This is a genomic window from Candidatus Methylacidiphilales bacterium (assembly GCA_025056655.1).
Classification (GTDB): Bacteria; Verrucomicrobiota; Verrucomicrobiia; order Methylacidiphilales; family JANWVL01; genus JANWVL01.
On record JANWVL010000092.1, the window covers coordinates 1 to 17,565 of the forward strand.

At 41.0% G+C, this 17,565-nt stretch carries 14 protein-coding genes; 8 read left to right on the forward strand and 6 right to left on the reverse strand.

Annotated elements, in window-relative coordinates:
• The first annotated feature begins 441 nt into the window (after positions 1-441).
• Positions 442-1,047: a recombination mediator RecR gene (recR, locus tag NZM04_05565; GenBank protein MCS7063499.1), complete on the forward strand. Its 606-nt coding sequence runs from the start codon at positions 442-444 to the stop codon at positions 1,045-1,047.
• A 744-nt stretch (positions 1,048-1,791) separates the two neighbouring features.
• On the opposite strand, the gene NZM04_05570 is transcribed toward recR, so the two are convergent.
• On the reverse strand, positions 1,792-1,986 hold the full coding sequence (locus NZM04_05570; GenBank protein MCS7063500.1) for a hypothetical protein: 195 nt from the start codon (positions 1,984-1,986) through the stop codon (positions 1,792-1,794).
• Positions 1,987-2,280: 294 nt separating this feature from the next.
• On the opposite strand from NZM04_05570, the gene NZM04_05575 reads away from it, so the two are divergent.
• Entirely contained in the window at positions 2,281-2,775 is a 495-nt protein-coding gene (locus NZM04_05575) for a hypothetical protein (protein MCS7063501.1), read from the forward strand.
• Positions 2,776-4,017: 1,242 nt separating this feature from the next.
• Here NZM04_05575 and NZM04_05580 read toward each other — a convergent pair.
• Positions 4,018-5,886, reverse strand: coding sequence for a hypothetical protein (locus NZM04_05580; GenBank protein ID MCS7063502.1), 1,869 nt, complete (start codon positions 5,884-5,886; stop codon positions 4,018-4,020).
• 623 nt (positions 5,887-6,509) lie between these two features.
• Here NZM04_05580 and NZM04_05585 point away from each other — a divergent pair.
• Both NZM04_05585 and NZM04_05590 read left to right on the forward strand, forming a co-directional pair.
• A complete protein-coding gene (locus NZM04_05585; GenBank protein MCS7063503.1) occupies positions 6,510-6,824 on the forward strand; it encodes a hypothetical protein in 315 nt (104 codons plus the stop codon).
• A gap of 885 nt (positions 6,825-7,709) precedes the next feature.
• Entirely contained in the window at positions 7,710-8,642 is a 933-nt protein-coding gene (locus NZM04_05590) for a hypothetical protein (GenBank protein ID MCS7063504.1), read from the forward strand.
• 70 nt (positions 8,643-8,712) lie between these two features.
• Here NZM04_05590 and NZM04_05595 read toward each other — a convergent pair whose 3' ends face one another.
• Entirely contained in the window at positions 8,713-9,027 is a 315-nt protein-coding gene (locus NZM04_05595) for a hypothetical protein (protein MCS7063505.1), read from the reverse strand.
• 96 nt (positions 9,028-9,123) lie between these two features.
• Here NZM04_05595 and NZM04_05600 point away from each other — a divergent pair, with 96 nt between their 5' ends.
• The 3 genes from NZM04_05600 to NZM04_05610 are packed head-to-tail and all read left to right on the forward strand — an operon-like array spanning position 9,124 to position 11,087.
• Positions 9,124-9,711, forward strand: coding sequence for a hypothetical protein (locus NZM04_05600; GenBank protein ID MCS7063506.1), 588 nt, complete (start codon positions 9,124-9,126; stop codon positions 9,709-9,711).
• Positions 9,704-10,372, forward strand: a complete 669-nt coding sequence (locus tag NZM04_05605) for a hypothetical protein (GenBank protein MCS7063507.1) — start codon at positions 9,704-9,706, stop codon at positions 10,370-10,372. The genes NZM04_05600 and NZM04_05605 overlap by 8 nt, the downstream gene beginning before the upstream one ends.
• A gap of 19 nt (positions 10,373-10,391) precedes the next feature.
• Positions 10,392-11,087 carry an ATP-binding protein gene (locus NZM04_05610; GenBank protein MCS7063508.1) on the forward strand — a complete coding sequence of 232 codons (696 nt, stop codon included), beginning with the start codon at positions 10,392-10,394 and terminating at the stop codon, positions 11,085-11,087.
• A gap of 724 nt (positions 11,088-11,811) precedes the next feature.
• On the opposite strand, the gene NZM04_05615 is transcribed toward NZM04_05610, so the two are convergent.
• Both NZM04_05615 and NZM04_05620 read right to left on the reverse strand, forming a co-directional pair.
• Positions 11,812-13,365 (reverse strand): N-6 DNA methylase, encoded by a 1,554-nt coding sequence (locus tag NZM04_05615; GenBank protein MCS7063509.1) that lies wholly within the window; start codon positions 13,363-13,365, stop codon positions 11,812-11,814.
• Positions 13,366-15,347: 1,982 nt separating this feature from the next.
• Positions 15,348-15,503 carry a hypothetical protein gene (locus NZM04_05620; protein MCS7063510.1) on the reverse strand — a complete coding sequence of 52 codons (156 nt, stop codon included), beginning with the start codon at positions 15,501-15,503 and terminating at the stop codon, positions 15,348-15,350.
• Between the two features lie 19 nt (positions 15,504-15,522).
• Between NZM04_05620 and NZM04_05625 the strand changes: the two genes are divergently transcribed.
• Positions 15,523-15,759: a hypothetical protein gene (locus NZM04_05625; protein MCS7063511.1), complete on the forward strand. Its 237-nt coding sequence runs from the start codon at positions 15,523-15,525 to the stop codon at positions 15,757-15,759.
• Between the two features lie 84 nt (positions 15,760-15,843).
• Here NZM04_05625 and NZM04_05630 read toward each other — a convergent pair whose 3' ends face one another.
• Positions 15,844-16,056, reverse strand: coding sequence for a hypothetical protein (locus NZM04_05630; protein MCS7063512.1), 213 nt, complete (start codon positions 16,054-16,056; stop codon positions 15,844-15,846).
• Positions 16,057-17,565 lie beyond the last annotated feature (1,509 nt).

Here is a 17,565-nt window from a genome sequence, read left to right on the forward strand (position 1 = left end):
AATCCACTGCTGCCATGCCTTTCGGCGCTTGGAGAGCTAACATAGAAGTGATGAAATCTATGGCTAAAGGAAGATAAATAAAATATGTGCTGAGTCCACCACAACCAGCTAGCGACCTGAAGCTCGGCAGACTGGAGAAGAACATAAAGATACAGGTGAAGATATCAGTAACTCGGTAATCGTGGTAAAATAAATTAATTCATCATGGCGCCAATAGCGTAATCATCATCTTTATCACCATCCACCAGCGTGCATATCACATCAATTCGTCGGAATGCGCGAAGACACATTCTGCTATGTTATCAATAATGCGATGGTTTCATCATGAGAATTCTGCACGTGGATTGGAGAATATGACTGCGACATCCAAATTAACGAGTTGTTGCAACGGATGCGTGCCGGGCAATTGCTTGATTTTATCTAATGTCATCTAATCAAATTTTGCCATCCTCGGTTACGCGCTTGATTGATGCGCTGTCGCAGCTCCCCGGGATCGGACCAAAGTCAGCATCGCGATTGGCGTTCTTCCTGTTGCGCTCGCCTGCCGAAACCTCGTTGGCTTTGGCTGAGGCGCTGCGCGATCTAAAGGCGCGGATACGACTTTGCTCGGTATGCTTCAACATTACTGAAGACAATCCATGCATGATCTGCGCGGGTTCTGGCCGAGACCATGGCATGATTTGCGTAGTGGAAGAACCACTTGATGTTGCAGCCATCGAGCGATCGCGGATTTATCGCGGCGTCTACCATGTCTTGCATGGCGTAATCTCACCGATCGATGGGATTGGTCCTGATGATCTGCGCATCGAGGAGCTAGTTGGAAGAGTACGCCAAGCGGTGGAGGCCGGGCAGCCAGTGCGCGAGGTTATTCTTGCAACCAACCCAACCGTCGAAGGTGAAATGACTGCTTCGTTTATCCAGCGCAAGCTGGCTGGGCTAGGGGTGAGCATGACTAGGCTAGCACGTGGCTTGCCCGTTGGTGGCGACTTGGAATACGCCGATGAGGTGACGATCAGCCGGGCCTTAGAAGGGCGGCAGCCCATGTAGAGCGGCATATGAGTCTGACAAATTGCCATACCAGACGATCTGCCATTGGATCATGCCTGTGATCCGGTGGATGCAAAGTTGTGTCAAGAAAATGATGGCTAAGCAGAAAATTCGTCAATTGATCCAAATGGGGGAATCACTACTGGTGGAATTTAAAGGCGAGGCGAACAAGCATGTGAGCTGAATGACGATGACCGGATCGAGACTGTAGTCAGCATTGCCAATCGCCCAGACAGCAAGCATGCTTGGCTCATACTAGGAGTTGAAGACGATGGAAGAATTACTAGCGTGAGTCTGCGATACATGGAGCTATACCGATCTGACGCGCCTTAAAACCCTGATCGTCAGTTGCACGCGGCCATTGCTGATTGGTCATATTGATGAGTTCACGATCGACGGAAAGACCGTCATCCTCATCGCAGTGCCTCAGGCATCATCGTCAGTATGTACTGTCGAGGGCACCTATAAGCACTGAGCGATAGACCACCGAGGCAAGCTAGTCTGTTCACCATTTCTCTTCCATGAAATGCAAACGCCCCATGCATTTCAAGAAAAGGACGGGAGTAAATAAAATTGGATACATGAAGTGTCCAAAGAGCCATAAGCGAATAAGTAGTCAAACAAAGCAAGAATCACAGCGGCAGCCAGCGCTACCTGTGCAAGGCCTGTAATCGTCATTTCACCCCTCAGCCCAACTCAATCGGCTACCCGCCTAGAATCCCGCGCCAAGCCGTAGAGATGTATCTAGATGGCCACAGCCTCCGACGCATCGGGCGCAATCTGCGTGTCAAGTGCGCAATCGGTAGCCTCCTGGGTCAAGTGTGCCGGTGAACGTGCCTTGGCGGCCCCCCATCCCACAGCCCCCAACCGACGACTAACCGATCGTCGAGCTTGAGAGCTGTTCACATTCGTCAGGAATAAAAAATGCGCCGATCTCATCACGCAGGTCGAGCGTTGGCGCGCGCTGCGTGATGAGCTGGTAGATACTCTATCTCGCGATGAAGCGGTGTTGCAAGTAGTGGTGGATCAAGAGCCACGCGCATTTCAGTATTGCACCGACGGCTTCAGTGGGGATGCCACTTTGGACTACCGTGGCGGCTGTCTCTAGTTGCGCCGGGCAAGTTGCAGACCTATTCAGTTGAAGCAAGGCTCGCCGAGTTGTGTCGGCTCTTGCTCGATTAGGCCGACGGGCGCGGTGCTTTTCGCTGTGTGTGGAGAAGCTACGGCGGTCGGGTGAGTCCTTTGTGCAATGCTGGAATCGGCGGCAGCTGTTCAAGCAAGCGCATCCGGGTTATCAGAGCTATCCGCGGGACTACGCAAGTATTTGGATTTAGGCACTCCCAAAAGGACTACAGCAACATTCATGGCATTCGCGTACTGGGCTTGGTGCTCTTTGGTAAGGAACAGGCGCTTGACTGGCTGTTGACGCTTCACGATATTGTATTTCAGGTGTTTTCCGGCTGCCGAGTTATCCGAAACGAATTCTTGCGGGAGACTCTGATGCGAGCGATGGAAATGTTAGTAGAACGCTTTCGCGCTTTAAACAACGCGCAGGAGATGTTTCTAGGCTTGTCTGGCGTCTCTATCCACGATTATGCCTGGCGTGCCTTCCGCGAAGATTTGGCCAATGCACTGGTGCATCGCAACTATGCCCTTTTGGGCGTAGTGCACATAAAGTGGCATGATGACCATATAGAAATCTCAAATCCGGGCGCGCTCTCCGGATAGCGTGCGCCTCGATAACTTGCTAGTCTCGCTGCCCATTCCCCACCCACATACCCCGCTACTTGCCGATACCTTCAAACGCATTGGGGTTGTCGAGAGAACCGGTCGAGGGATTGACACTATTTTCGATGAACAACTTCGTAATGGTCGTCCTGAGCCATCATATGCGCGAAGAACCGAGTCAGATGTAATATTGGTCTTGCCAAGCGGAGAAGCGAATTTGAAGTTTGTTAAGCTGGTTTTCAAAAAGAGTCGTGTTCTACAGCGTGCGCTCACACCTGAAGAATTGCTACTGCTTAATCACCTCTGGGTAGCGTGCGGTGCTCCAACGCAAGATTTAGCCTGGCTAATACAGAGGCCGTATGCCGAAGCGCTTGCCTTGTTTCAGCGAATGGTTGAAGCGGGTTTAATAGAAGCATGAGGTGATCGCAAGAGAAAAATCTGGTGGTTGTGCAATTTGATCTACAAAGCGTTAGACGATCATGAAGCCCACCCACGATAGAATAGTTTGATTAAATTATTACATAATTAACAATATATATTATCTTACAGTGAAAAAAACAGCTGTATTACTCGTGGCGAGATATCTGAGATATGCAAAGTTTTCCGTCCGGCGCTTATACCTTTTTAGAAGCCTTATGTCATCAAGGTCACTTGATCCATCGATTCTGCGCAAAGGAGGTCTGTTACACATTACCAAGTATAAGATAACGCTATCGTTTGTAACGCGTATCGCCGATAACGATATATATCGTTATTCTTGGTACTGACGCTTTCAAAAATCGCAGATAACGATATATATCGCTATTTTAGGCTTTTGCACATTTCGCGGTAGCGATGGGTGCACAAAAGCAAGCACGCCTGCTTCTTAGCTAGACTAACCAGCACATGCTCAGTATGCACCTACTAGGCCACCTTCTCCGTGCCCACTCCTGCACAATATCGGGATACACGTGACTAAATTAATGAGTATCGCTTGCCGTATGGCGAGCATTCAAAGGATCACACACATGCAGATGCTGCTAAAACAAACATTTTCTGCACCCCCATTGAGCAGCCCTATCTCATCGTGATATATGCCATGCCGATTTTGCGCAGCAGCCACACATTGCTTGGCAGATACAGGTCGTGCACCATACACACTACAGTGTTCAAGCCTAGGCTTGCGTTGGACTCAGCGCTTTATAAGAAGTTATTGACTATTGCTAGTGATCCATGCTTTCTGTCGGGTATCCACTGCTGCCATCATCTTTTCGGCCTCAACAAAGTTTGGAATTGTTGTATTGGTACTGGTATGGGTGCACACCTATTATCATCAGCATCATCTTCTTTCACATTAGCACCATTTACACTAAATACCCCTTCTTTAACTTCAGTCACGATCCATCCTGATTCATTGTTGATAACCGCTATATCACATCTAGGCACATCAGTTCTATTTGGGTCACAAGTCATATTCGACGGGCAAAGCTCATAACAGCGAGGAGGATTACCCCCACATCCAGGTTTCACACACAATTCGGTTTTTTGTTTATGCGTATACTTAAACACGGCGCGATAACCCCATGATGTGGTCACCTGTACTTGGTATGAGGGCGCGTCGTGGGGGGCACTACTTGCTGGATAGGCATTAGGACCATTTCTTGGTTGGCCGATAGATGCTTGTTCGTATATGTGCCGAATAACCCGACCATCTCGTTCCTGTCGTACATCAGTACCACCCTCGGTTTCATTCATAATCTCCGCAATTTGACGACCGACCAAGGGATTCGGCCAGGGGCGGTCTGGTATGCCGTCGCCAACATAGGGCGTTTGCAGATTACTGCTTTTGAATCCGATATTCACGGCATTATCTCCCATATACCATAAAGTTGAGTCTGGACGGCAATACCACGATAAATCTATAGCCATTCGAATGACCCATGGTTTGTCTTCCCCATTTTCTCCGGGTGGACATACACCCGGCCCTGGAGGTGGAGAAGAAATCGAAGAAAATGTTTCTTGTTGAGTGGCCTGTCCCCCCTGACAAGCAATTCTGAATTCATTTGGCACGCCTGCAAGGCCCTTCGGGAAAGGTTCTCTGCTAACTTCAGGACAAGATACGTATTGAGTAATTCTTACTTTGTCCCCCCACTTGCAATCTATCATATTGCCTGAGGTTGTGCAATCGGTGGGATAATTTTTAGGACACGGTGGTATGAATGGATCACCATCTCCTTTACACTCAGAAGTACATTGTGCATTACATGAAACGACTTTATTGTTAGGGCAAGTAATAATTTCACCTGGCACACACAATCCAGCTTGTCTGATTTTATGAATGCATGTCGCATAATCCGGGGCTGGCTCCATGCCGCATGGACAAGTGATCAAATTTGGTGTAGGCGTGACTCTAGGTGTTGGTGTCGGGCAAGCTATTGGTGGGCATACGGCATCACCATTTGCATTACACGAAGCTAATGTATATATGACTTCTCCGCCTTCGCAAGTCTTTTGACAAGTAGGAACATATTTACCTACGCATCGGCAAACTTTTTGTCCGGGTATGATTTTAGCGCTTTCGTCGGTTACGATAATACAGCTACTACAGGTAGGGTCCAGTACCTTAGATATCTCTTTTGCTGATACTAAAACCTTGCCTGATGCTCCACCATATATACTGTTTGTAAAAGTATATATATATTCATATTCAACCCTATATCCATCGCGACAAGCGCTTCCTCTTCGGATTTCCGTTCCTCTTATGTAACAAGGATGTACTTGCTTATCTTCTTTAATTTTTTTATCAGCGCAGTTTAACTTGCGTTTTGTAACAAGGCATGCGCCATTGGGTGTAAAAGGGATACCTGGTGGTGCAGGAGGGCTTATGACGGTAATAATTGTGCCTAAATCTATCTCACTATCTTGATTTTCACAAAGTCTAGATTGTTTCTCCTTTTTATGCACCTCTCCACCGCAAATTATACACTCCCATACTTTTCCCTTATCGATTTGTATTTCCACCACACAACCACTTCCTTGAGGCTGTGCATTATTCACAATGGCGTCGCCAGTGTTGAAATTAAATAAGAGCAGAGCAAATGATAAAGACAAAGCTATCCACATGCTTTTCATGAGTATATTATAGTATGGGTCTAACCATGCGCAAGTTTAAATAACTAATTTACGGTCAGATATAATTCTTTGACATAATATACAACAAATCCCTGAAGGCAGAACACTTGCCAGTTGAACAAGAAGATGGTTGTATAATAAAAACACGGGAGTGTATATAAAATGAAAGGTAATCGTCATATATCCCAACTAGTATCAACAGAAGAAAGTGGGTATCCCTGTCTAATCGCTTATTTTCAAGCTGATGATAAAACTGTAAGGAGTTGGTCATATCATCCTGACATCCTCATGACCATCGAGCAAGATCCTTCTTTAATAGATTGTAAGGGCTTGTTTGTTAAATTCAATATATGCGGTGACACGTATTATGGAAAATTACCAGACACTGGCATGGAAGAGAATCTCGTAAAAGCATGTTACTTCATACTCATCTTCAGAGATGAATGGTGCAATATACTAAAAGAGATTTACGTGAAAAACATATGGAATTGCGACGAGTATAGTAAAAGCATGAATTTCGATGGTATAGACAAAATTAACATGTAGTGTTATATATCAACATAGACGCAAAAAAGAAGCACAATGAAGAGGAAGAGATTCAACTCATGGATTAAAATAAAACCATGGAGAACATACAGCATATACTCAATAACAACGGATTGTTTATAGCCATTGGTTTGTTCGTTATCGCGATTATTTTAGCGATATATCGTGGTATTTTCGGTGGTGCGGTTTTTGGTATTGTAGGCTTAGGTACAATGCTTCTATTAGAAGCTAATATATACGGCGGATTGATCTCGACTCATAATGAGTATAGTAAATCTGGTATGTATATTTTAAATGAGGGCAGCAAAATTCTTATGCAGCATGAATTGATGATAGCATGCGCCGCCGTATTCACTCTACTAGTTTTTATCTGGCCTCAAAGAGAAAATTAAAACCTTTACTTTATTGGGCGCGCTAAAAATTGCTTGATACATCATAATCATGACGCATTTATTTCATAGATTGGCGGAAGTGCCTAAAACAAAATACTTGCGTAGTCACGCAGATAGCTTTGATAACCTGGATACGCTTGCTTGAAAGGATGCCGCAGATTCCAACATTGCACAAACAATGCAACCAACCGCCATAGCTCCTCCACACACCGCGAAATGCGCCGCGTCCGTCGGCCTAAGCAAGTGAGATTCTCCGCAACTCGGCGAGACTTGCTTTAACTGAATAGGTCTGCGACTTGCCCGGCGCGACTAGAGACAGTCGCCACGGTAGTCCAAGGCGGCATACCCACTGAAGCCGTTGGTGCGATATGAAAATGCCATAAGCGCTTGATCCACAGCATTATCATTTTTAGATGTCTCTGGCATTCCGTTGCTAATTATGTTGTGCCGCTGGTATTCAATAAGTGTATGGATTATATAATATACTGATATATCTGCGATAATATTTCATGTGCCTATTTATGCTGCAGCTAAAAGAACGGCTCAATATCTGACGCATAAATATATTAATAATGCCCTTGATATAATTCGGCGTTGATAAATACTAAAACATCATACCCCAATTTTATCTTTTTGCCCTTTGCCCTCTGTTTGAATGTGATATAATAACTGTATGTTCGCGGAGGAAATTCTTTCAGAACTCACAATTTCATTTATCCAGATTATTTTTTGTATAGGTATGGCCTTATTATCTGTTTATCTGACTAAAAAGAATAATAAATTGACATTGTGGCCGCTCATTCCGCTAGTCATTGTTTCCTTGTTGCTATTTTATTTGAGGGGGACACTAGCTGACTTTTATTACATTATTTTAGGTGGTTAGGTATGAAGAGTATCAAAAAAATCTACGCGGATATAGATGACGATCTTGGGTATGCGCTTTTAGAATTGTCCTCTAACTACAATTACGAGGGAATAGGCTACTATATTGATAAAGAACCGAAGAAATACATATCGAATAGATTGCAATCTTGTAATTTAAAGCTGGAGCATATTGATAACTTGAAAAAGATAAAACTAGATGAATGCTTATTTGTTTATTCAAGCAACCAACCATATGGTTTTTTCAGAGGAATAAATATATGTAAGAGATCGGCAGTAGTTTTCACCACGCCGATATTTACGCTGTTTGACCAGGATTTAGATAAGTTAACAAATAGAATAACAAAAGAAGAGTGTGATTTGATTAAAAAATCTGAAGAGATAGGTTATGGCATAATCTTTATAAAAAGCAATCCTATTTATGGATTGTTTAATACATTTCTTCTCCAACTCTTTAATGAGATAATCAATGATGACATAGATTTATACTCAATATATGATTTCCCGGCGCACTTTGCGGTTGTTGCAAGGGATTCAGCTCGTATCATATATCATATCCTAGACACTGTATTTACAGATCAAAACAAACTTTTAATTATACAAAAAGGATGTGAGAAGATAGACCCGAGTTATATTATCAAAATAATCGGCAAAGTAGTTGGGATTGAAAACGATCGCGTAAATTTCAAGGATTATAGAGAAATGAGATGGCATATTTTCAAGCAGATCAGGCGAATATATTTTTATTATGATAAGCTGAGAATTTTTTCGTCCAAGATAGAATGCCTCCCTTGCTTTGGATATACATCTTGTAATTCAATTAATGATTCAGATGAGTGTATATTGACATCAATATATAATGACCCTACACCATTTGCAATTTTCATGAAAGAATTCCATGAAAATTTTATTAATATCACTGCGGATGATGTATAGATAGCATGATTTAGATTTATTTATTTTATTTTAATATACTTAATGCATCAATATACATTTCTCGCGATTATCATTTGCTATTAATAGAATCTAGAATTGCTTGCGCGGATTCCTGTATATCTCTAGCCAAGACATTGTCCTCATCTACCATGACTATATCCATTTTTATTAGTGCATTTATATACATATCATATCTCATATAATAATCAACACCCGTTCTATCTGATTTATCTATCTTATCGCTCATAAGATACGACTGTTGCCATGTTGAATCAATCCATCTGGTTTGGAGTGTGTAAGCCAGAGTATCAAGATACTCATGAGCTTGACTAGCGAAGAGAAGAGATGTAATGACGCTGATTACGCTGATTGTTTGTCTGATCATAGGCTACCTCCCATGTCTTCTTAGATACATCCATGCTAAAAGGCAGCCTTTGTCCTTGAAACAGGCGTCACAGGATGGTAATATTAACTTCACAACATGATCAGGAAGAGCATAGATCAATACATACAAGATGCTCTAGATGGAGGAAAGAATTTATCCTCTGCTGAAAAAAGAGATCGCATAGTACACGCTTTTTGTAAATACTACACAGAATCTGCAATAGCAACTGATGTTCATAGTCGTTTAGCTTCAATGTTGGAGGAAAAGAAAAAGGGAAGGTTCACTGAAATAGAAATTAAAACTCTCAAGGAGAATTATGATGATCTTCTTGACCTGATCAGTTCAAGGTATATCATATCTTTGAAAAGTACGAATAGCACCAAAGAGATATGGAGCGCTAAGTCTCAAATGGTTTTAGAGTACTGTGCATTAATCATTTCGAGGTCAATCATAAATCAAGATGATGAAGATTCGGACGCTGGTAAATTTATGCATAACATCATAAACATCGTTAAAAATATCATAAAGATGTATCATGACGCAAAGGGCATAAGAAATATATCTGGAAGGAATAAGTCGGTCAATATAAAGGTCATGGAAAATGTAGTTATTCCTCTTCCTCCGCAAATCATGTATAAGATAATGGAACTACCAACGTTATTAAGGTTACAAGAAGATGAGTGAATTAAAGAGATACAACCTGCCTTTAAATATAATAACCGGCTTAAGAATAAACACAATATATGGAGATACTTTATATCATCATCCGGCGATAGAAATGAAAGAGGATAAGATATTGCTACCACCATCCTCAAGAGCGAAGACGTTATATGTAAAACCAAGCCCATCTAAAATGATTTATCCTGTTCATATACATATGTTAGTTGATAATTATCAACCACAATCGAATATTATCGTTTGTTTTATTCACGCACATCTCTTAACAACAGATGTAAGAATTACACCTATTATCGAATCATGTTCCTTTAAGGACTACGAAAATGCACCTAATTCATCAGAGGTTTATCTGCACTCCCTTGAATATGTCGTGGATAAAATAGAAACAAGGAATTATTATCTTTTAAATTTTAAAAAAATCAATGCCAGCGGTAATCTTAAACATAGAAGTATAAAAAATGGAGGACATACGATTAGAGATTTGCAAATCGATCATGAGTTGAAAAATAAGCTGAGGAGGCTTAGAATAAAGACATTGAAACAGCTGGAAAATTTGATGAGGAGATATGATGAGAAGAAAATGGTAGAAATGAGCCGTGTTATCCTGACCAAGGATGATATACATAGCTTAAAGATGGCATTAGATTTATTGAAGAACACAGAATAATGTGTGTATAATATAAGGTATGATGTGTGAAAAATGTAATGATTTGGGTGTATATATTTCAGGTGATGTCCTTAAGTACTGCGATAAATGTGCCCAGGGTAAAAGTAGAATAATCGAGCATGTAAAGAAATTTTCAAGTTGGTTTGATGAAGATAATTTGCCAAATTTAGAAAATTTTAGAACAGTAGTCGATGAAAAGAATTATCAGTCGCTTGAACTGGCTAAGAAAGTATGCAAGGCTTTTGCTCAGAGATGCGTAGATAAAAAAAAGAAGATGTGGGTATGTTTACTAGGACCACCGGGGTGCGGAAAAACACATCTAGCTCTTTCTACATTCGGCTTGTTAATTAATAAAATGACGGTTGTTTATTATATGAAATCATACGACTTGGAAGAAAAGATAAAATCTGCGATCGGTGATGAGAAATACACGGTTGAAAGCATTATCCAGACATATTCAAACGTACCTGTTCTCATCCTAGATGATTTAGGTACTGAAACAAATACAGAATGGAATAGAAAAGTATTCCATTCCATTATCGATTATAGATATGAAAGAAGACTTTTCACCATGATTACCTCTAATTACAACCTTTCTGATTTTGAGCCTAGAATTTCTTCACGCTTATCTGATCGCGCTTTATGTGTAGAAGTTCAAATGCCTGGTGTAGATTACAGACGATCTATGGATCGCGGGTCTACGATATTGATATAAATAAACTAACAACACATTTCCATTGAATAATTATTAAACACCTACTGTGGTGTGCGATATTTTTTTGTAATAACTATCAACTAGCGTGATTATTTCAAATGCGACGAGTCTTATAAAAATATATAAAGTAACATCAATATGTAATAAAAGACGTGATTAATCCTCATTATACAGACCGTTCGCCAAACACACTAAATGGTCACCTAGTAAATACCACTATCCAGCAAAAAATAACTCGTGTAAACTTTTATGAATTAAGAATAGCAGTTGTTTCAGCATGCTATTTAAAGCTACTGAGATGGTATTCCTTGAGATCATCTTTTGTGATGAGTAACTCCAAGTCTTCTCTGTAAAATAAGTGTGACGAAGAGCAATCTTCAGTCCAATTAGGCCGATAGCTCATGATGCTTGATGTAATTTACGGAGGATATGCGAAAATATTTATATATTTACACTATCATAATACATAAATTTATTCGTGCCATCTAATTCATCGAATGTAGATTGCAACAAGTATTATTTTGCCATTTTGTTATTTTCATGCAAATCAGGTTGTAACTTAACTTAAGCTATGTGCAAACTTAATTGTCTACCTAGGTGTTGACTATATAGTTTTAATTTTATATCATCTCAGTTTAGAAACTATAATGTAGTAAATTATAAAATAATTGATATATAATATAAAAATTAATACCAAATTTTTGTTTGGTGTTTAATTTATATATTATGTTTGATAAGTATTAATATATCCACAGATATCATTGTTTAAAATACTCGGCTTGCATACTCTCAGGTCAAATTTATCTACTACATGGTCAGGAATTGGTAAACGTTCTAATAGACGAGGTTCGACTTTAATAGCGCCTCCTCCATAAGATTTTCCAACCAAGGACAAATTAGCTAATGTATCAGGATGATTCAAGGCCGAGCAGAGACGTTCTATTAATTCATCATCTCTCACGAAAGGATATAAACACAGAAAACACGATAATGGTACTATGCCGGCATTGTTTTTAATAAAGCGGCATCTGCGTCGGCCTAAATAAGCGAAGAGAATCGGTGGAGGATCTCGCCTTTCCATTTTATACCATGGCTTCCTTTGCGCAATCAACGGGCGATTAGGTAGGCCTTTTAACTCACCTTCATTTAAATAATTTACCAATGCTGCAGGCAATTGATCCATGCAAATATCTCCTAGAGAGAGCAACCAAGTAGGACGCCCTTGTTCTTCCAAAGTTGATAATAACTCCTCATCTATTTCTTCACCCGGCACATCTCTTGTCCTGCCGATTGATCTAACAAAGTATTCTTGTGATAAGCCAAGGCTATACATCCGATCTAGTGTCATAAAGAAGAAATCATTTGCGCCAGTTGCAATACCGCGTCTGACTTGGGCGAAATCAGCTAAGACATAGTATGTCGAACCTCCTCGTGACAAATGTGGAAAACGAGAAAGTCCTGTTTTTATCCCCTCCTCTGTTTTACGACGTACCGAGTAAAGCTCAGATGAATCGCTTTCGCTAAATCCTGATAATACCCATCTCTTCAAGATATCATATCTAACTGTTTTGCACCTAGCCCAAATGAAATCATTTTTAGGCGGAGAATGTCGAATAAATAATATTATCGGATTAATATCCGTATGTGGAAAAGGAGAAGAGGCGGCATCAAAAGTCAAGACGGCTTCGATGGCAAAATTAGAAGCGATCCATTGCCACAGTACCTCCGCAAATCTTCCCTCACATATATCAGAAGGGACGATAAATGAAAGTCGTCCGTCTTCTGCAAGCAAGGTGAGAGATCGAATTAAAAAATGAACATGTAAACCAGCTCTCCCATCAATAGGTTTGCCGATAATGCGCTCGCTCTGACGGCGTATCTCCTTTTTTTTATCCTTGTCAATTCGGTGATGCCTAACATATGGAGGGTTGGCGATAATGGCTGAGAACTTAGTCTGGGGGGGGGATAGGATGAAATCCCCTATACTGACATCATGTAAGTCTTGAGAATCAAGACCTGATGCAATTGCTTTTTTTAACGCCAGCTCATCTATTTCCATACCCACAAGATTTATTTTAAATCTATCCCTTTCCGCAATCTTTTTAGCCACTCTAAAAAAAACACCTTCTCCAACGGCCGGATCGAAGACCGTGGATGATTGATCAGCTAAAACATATTCAGCCATGATCTCGGCGATTGGCTGCGGTGTCCAAACTTGCCCATATTTCCTGACACCAATCAGATCTTTATTTCTTCCGAACATATTATTAGCAGGCATGTTATTTATTATATCAAAACACCCCGCTCCTATTTAACCTTAAGCCAAATCGTGTGTATTTTTCTAGTATCTCCATACAGCATTTTTAGCGTTATAATGTGATTTGTTATTTAAAGAATTAAGATATTCGCTATTGACATTGAAAATACCACATGACGATAGATTGACCGAATCAATAAGTAAGACATAGAGAGGTATATGATAAATTAATACTTCCCACGCACGATTTGATCGAAGTTCTGAGCATGTCATCCATTCAAAAAATACACAACAGTTGCTCATTAGTTCTATCAAAGCATCGTCGTCTTTACAAGATTGTACCTTATCGTACATACTAATAATCTGCGTAATTCCTTACGTAGTTATATCTTAAATCACGAGCATGCAAAAGTTTCATAGCAATTTTTAAACTTAACATGCGCTAGTTAAAACAGGTCTTCAAAACTAAACTCCTCTCGATTAAAATGTTTTACAGCATGAAGTTTAGCATAATTCATGCAATAATTATCTAACTAATATTGATGCATTTTCTTAACCGATTGCCAAAAAGACTACATTGTTTTAATCATCCTTGCTAAAGCCAGTATATTTGCCATGTTTTTACCTATAACAGGCGATGAAATTATTAAATTATTATTTATCCTTTAGTTTTATGGTCACTATATGTGGCAATCATAGCAAGTACTTGTAAAACCCGTCTCATGTCATGTGCATGTCTATGCCAAGATAGAATTGCAGCGCATTTTGCAGCATATACGCCCTCCTTTGTCGCGAAATCTTCCGATAAATCTGTCGCTGACCTCTTATTTCTTTTTCATCGGCACTGTAAGTATTATAGTTATCCTATAAGATAACTGTATAATTACAACGGTCATGCGATGATATAGATTGCGTATAGCTTTCTACATTATTGAAGTTATTAGAAAATGCCTTATCTATAATATTTTTGATAATTTTCATCAATACCGCTATTTTAGCGTTACCTTTATCTCGTTAATATCTAAACAAGAAGAATAGATATGTTTTATTTAACATCTAGAATCATTACTATGCGCTTAATATAATATTATACCAACTGCAACTAAAACTTTGTATTAATTAATCCAGCGAATAATTTCGTATATATTAATATCGAAAATACAAATACTCTTGATACATTTTATAAATACTTTTACCCATGAGATAGTAAACTATAACATAACTTTACTTCGGCAAATAATAAAAATAATAAATTGTCTTTTGATTAATATAAATTCAAGTGCTTTGCCAATGATTTAGCTAATTGCTCTCTGCTAAGATCTCTACGATAAATTAAGTGAGTTTAAAATAAGTGTTATTCAAAATTTGATAGTAGTATGTCATCTATTTCTAATCAAGAATATTTTTCCGATTGATCCGACGAGATATTATTGCAAAAAGATAGGTTTATAAACTATATAAAGTATTATAAAGGTGAAGTCATTCGGCAAGCATAAATCCAGATACTTGCTTAGTGCTGCAGATAGCTAGGATAACCCGGCTGCACTTGCTTGAAGGAATGCTGCCAATTCCAGCATTACACAAAGGCGTAACCGATCGCCGTAGCTCCTCCACTCATCGCGAAAAACACAGAGCCCGTCGGTCTAATTGAGCAAAATCCAGCGCAATTCATCGAGCCTTGCTTCGACTGAATAAGTCCGCATCTTGCCCGACGCAACCGGAGATAGCTACCGTTGTAGTTGAAAGCGGCATACCCGATGAAGTTGTCTGTGCAATGATGACACATCCGTAATACAAGATACCACTGTTTGTCACATCGCTTCATCGTGAGATAGAGTAGTCACCAACTTATTATGCAATGTGCTCGCAGCATTTGACTCGCGTGATGAGATAGACGCGCTTTTTACTCTCGACAAATGTGAACATCTCATTTAATACGAAGATGGCTAGTCATTGGAGGGAACAGTTAGATATGGGTAGTGGAGACTAGGAAGTAAATAAAATTAGATACATGAAGTGTCCAAAGAGACATAAGCGAATCGGTGGTCAAACAAGGCAAGAATCACAGCGTTAGCCAGCGCTACCTGTGCAAGGCTTGCAATCGTCATTTCACCCCTCAGCCCAACCCAATCGGCTACCCGCCTAGAATCCCGCGCCAAGCCGTCGAGATGTATCTAGATGGCCACAGCTCCCGACGCATCGGGCGCAATCTGCGAGTCAAGTGCGCAATCCCTAGCCAACTGGGTCAAGTGCGCCGGTGAACGTGCTTTGGCTGCCCCCCCCCCATCCCACAGCCCCCAACTGACAACTAACCGATCGTCGAGCTTGATGAGCTGTTCACATTCGTCGGGAATAAAAAAACACGACGATCTCATCACGCAGGTCGAGCATCGGACGCGCTGCGTGATGAGCTGATAGATACTCTATCCCGCGATGAAGCAGTGTTACAGGCGGTGATGCATCAAGCGCCACGGGCATTTCAGTATTGCACCGACGGCTTCAGTGGGTATGCTGCTTTAGACTACCGTGGCGGGTGGCATCTGGTTGCGCCGGGCAAGTCGCAGACCTATTCGGTTGAAGCAAGTCTCGCCGAGTTGCGGCGGCTCTTGCTCGCTTAGGCCGACTGACGCGGTGCTTTTCGCGGTGTGTGGAGGAGCTACGGCGGTCGGGTGAGTCCTTTGTGCAATGCTGGAATCGGCGGCAGCCGTTCAAGCAAGCGCATTCGGGTTATCAGAGCTATCCGTGGGACTACGCAAGTGTTTGGATTTAGGCACTCCCAACTACCTACCACATCCTGAAAGCGTAATTCTACTCATCAGTCGAAAATAAATGCCTCATGAAGAAAATTATAGTCAAGTAGTTAAAATACATAGAAATACCTCTGTTTAAGACGCATCATGAGTAGCCTATGATTCAATTACACAATCAGTAACCCGTCGAGACAAACACATAGCGACTAAATATTGCTTACCCACCATATCACAGCTGTCAGCTAGTGACTACCCTATCGTTGAATTTAATTGATGTTCACAATCGTGGCGAGTAAAAATGGGATTTGACTAAACCAAAATACTCGGGTTGTCCTGCATATAGTTCGTATAACCGGCGTATGCCCCCTATATACCGGTGACTCCAGCATCGCGCAGAGGGAATAACAGACATTTTAATATCATCCATCCATTGCAAAAACACCCTTTTCGTCAGCCTAAGTGCGTCAGATGGGCATGCAACTCAACACGACCTGCCTCAACCAAACATATTTGTGACTTATTTACTTCAACTACAAAGAACGACTAAGATAATCTAAAGCAGCACGTCCACTACAGTTGTGGGTGAAATGTTAAAATGCCCGCGATACTTGATCCACAAGCTCATATACCATCTATCTCAGGTGAAATGAAATATCCAGCAGCTCATTACGCAGCGCATCTGATGTTCAACCTGTGTAAGAAGATGGCGTGTTTTTTACTCTCGATAGATGTAAACTGTTCATCGAGATCAGCGCCGAGTTAGTTTTTTGATGGAGGCTGTAAAATGGAAGCAGCCAAGACATGATTAATGGTGCACTTAATCTAGCCGACGACTGATGGCAAATTGGATGTTCAGATTATGTCTGAAACATCACAATCAAAAATACTCCGGATACATCTTTAGATATTTAGCATAATATTTTGAACAGATAGTTAATTTTGTTCATCAAAAGCTTCTGGCTACATTCCACTAGATTTATGTAGTACATAATGCAAGATGCTTATGCGGTCATACATATAATACTTATGAAGGCCGTATTAACCTTTGGCCTAAGTGTAATTGTTACTATGCTGATTCTATATCAGGAGTGGTTCATAAGGCCAAACCCATCCAAACCCATCATCGAATTATAAAATAAAAATAATGCGAAGGTAGCGGATGCTTTTTAATTCAATAAATAAATGATCGCCCAATAATTTTAAAAAACTGTGTATTGTTTTAAATTATTATGCGCTTGATAATTACAGATTTAATCAATACACAATGTGCTTCTACTGCATCGAATTTAATTAAAAGGCAAACATGGGCGCAGAATATTACAGGGAAAGCGCATCAATCATGTTAAGTTTGCGCCCGCTTGGAACACGTTGAGCAGATAGTCGTTGTGCCCCCCCCCCCGGGGGCGGCCGGGGGGCCGGCGGGGGGGGGGTGGGGGGGGGGGGGGGGGGGGGGGGGGGGGGGGCGGGGGGG

Coding starts and splice junctions, on each gene's coding strand:
- NZM04_05570 (MCS7063500.1), bottom strand. CDS start 1,986: ATGAGATCGGCGCATTTTTTATTCCTGACGAATGTGAACAGCTCTCAA.
- NZM04_05580 (MCS7063502.1), bottom strand. CDS start 5,886: ATGAAAAGCATGTGGATAGCTTTGTCTTTATCATTTGCTCTGCTCTTA.
- NZM04_05585 (MCS7063503.1), top strand. CDS start 6,510: ATGGAGAACATACAGCATATACTCAATAACAACGGATTGTTTATAGCC.
- NZM04_05590 (MCS7063504.1), top strand. CDS start 7,710: ATGAAGAGTATCAAAAAAATCTACGCGGATATAGATGACGATCTTGGG.
- NZM04_05595 (MCS7063505.1), bottom strand. CDS start 9,027: ATGATCAGACAAACAATCAGCGTAATCAGCGTCATTACATCTCTTCTC.
- NZM04_05600 (MCS7063506.1), top strand. CDS start 9,124: ATGATCAGGAAGAGCATAGATCAATACATACAAGATGCTCTAGATGGA.
- NZM04_05605 (MCS7063507.1), top strand. CDS start 9,704: ATGAGTGAATTAAAGAGATACAACCTGCCTTTAAATATAATAACCGGC.
- NZM04_05610 (MCS7063508.1), top strand. CDS start 10,392: ATGATGTGTGAAAAATGTAATGATTTGGGTGTATATATTTCAGGTGAT.
- NZM04_05615 (MCS7063509.1), bottom strand. CDS start 13,365: ATGCCTGCTAATAATATGTTCGGAAGAAATAAAGATCTGATTGGTGTC.
- NZM04_05625 (MCS7063511.1), top strand. CDS start 15,523: ATGGCCACAGCTCCCGACGCATCGGGCGCAATCTGCGAGTCAAGTGCG.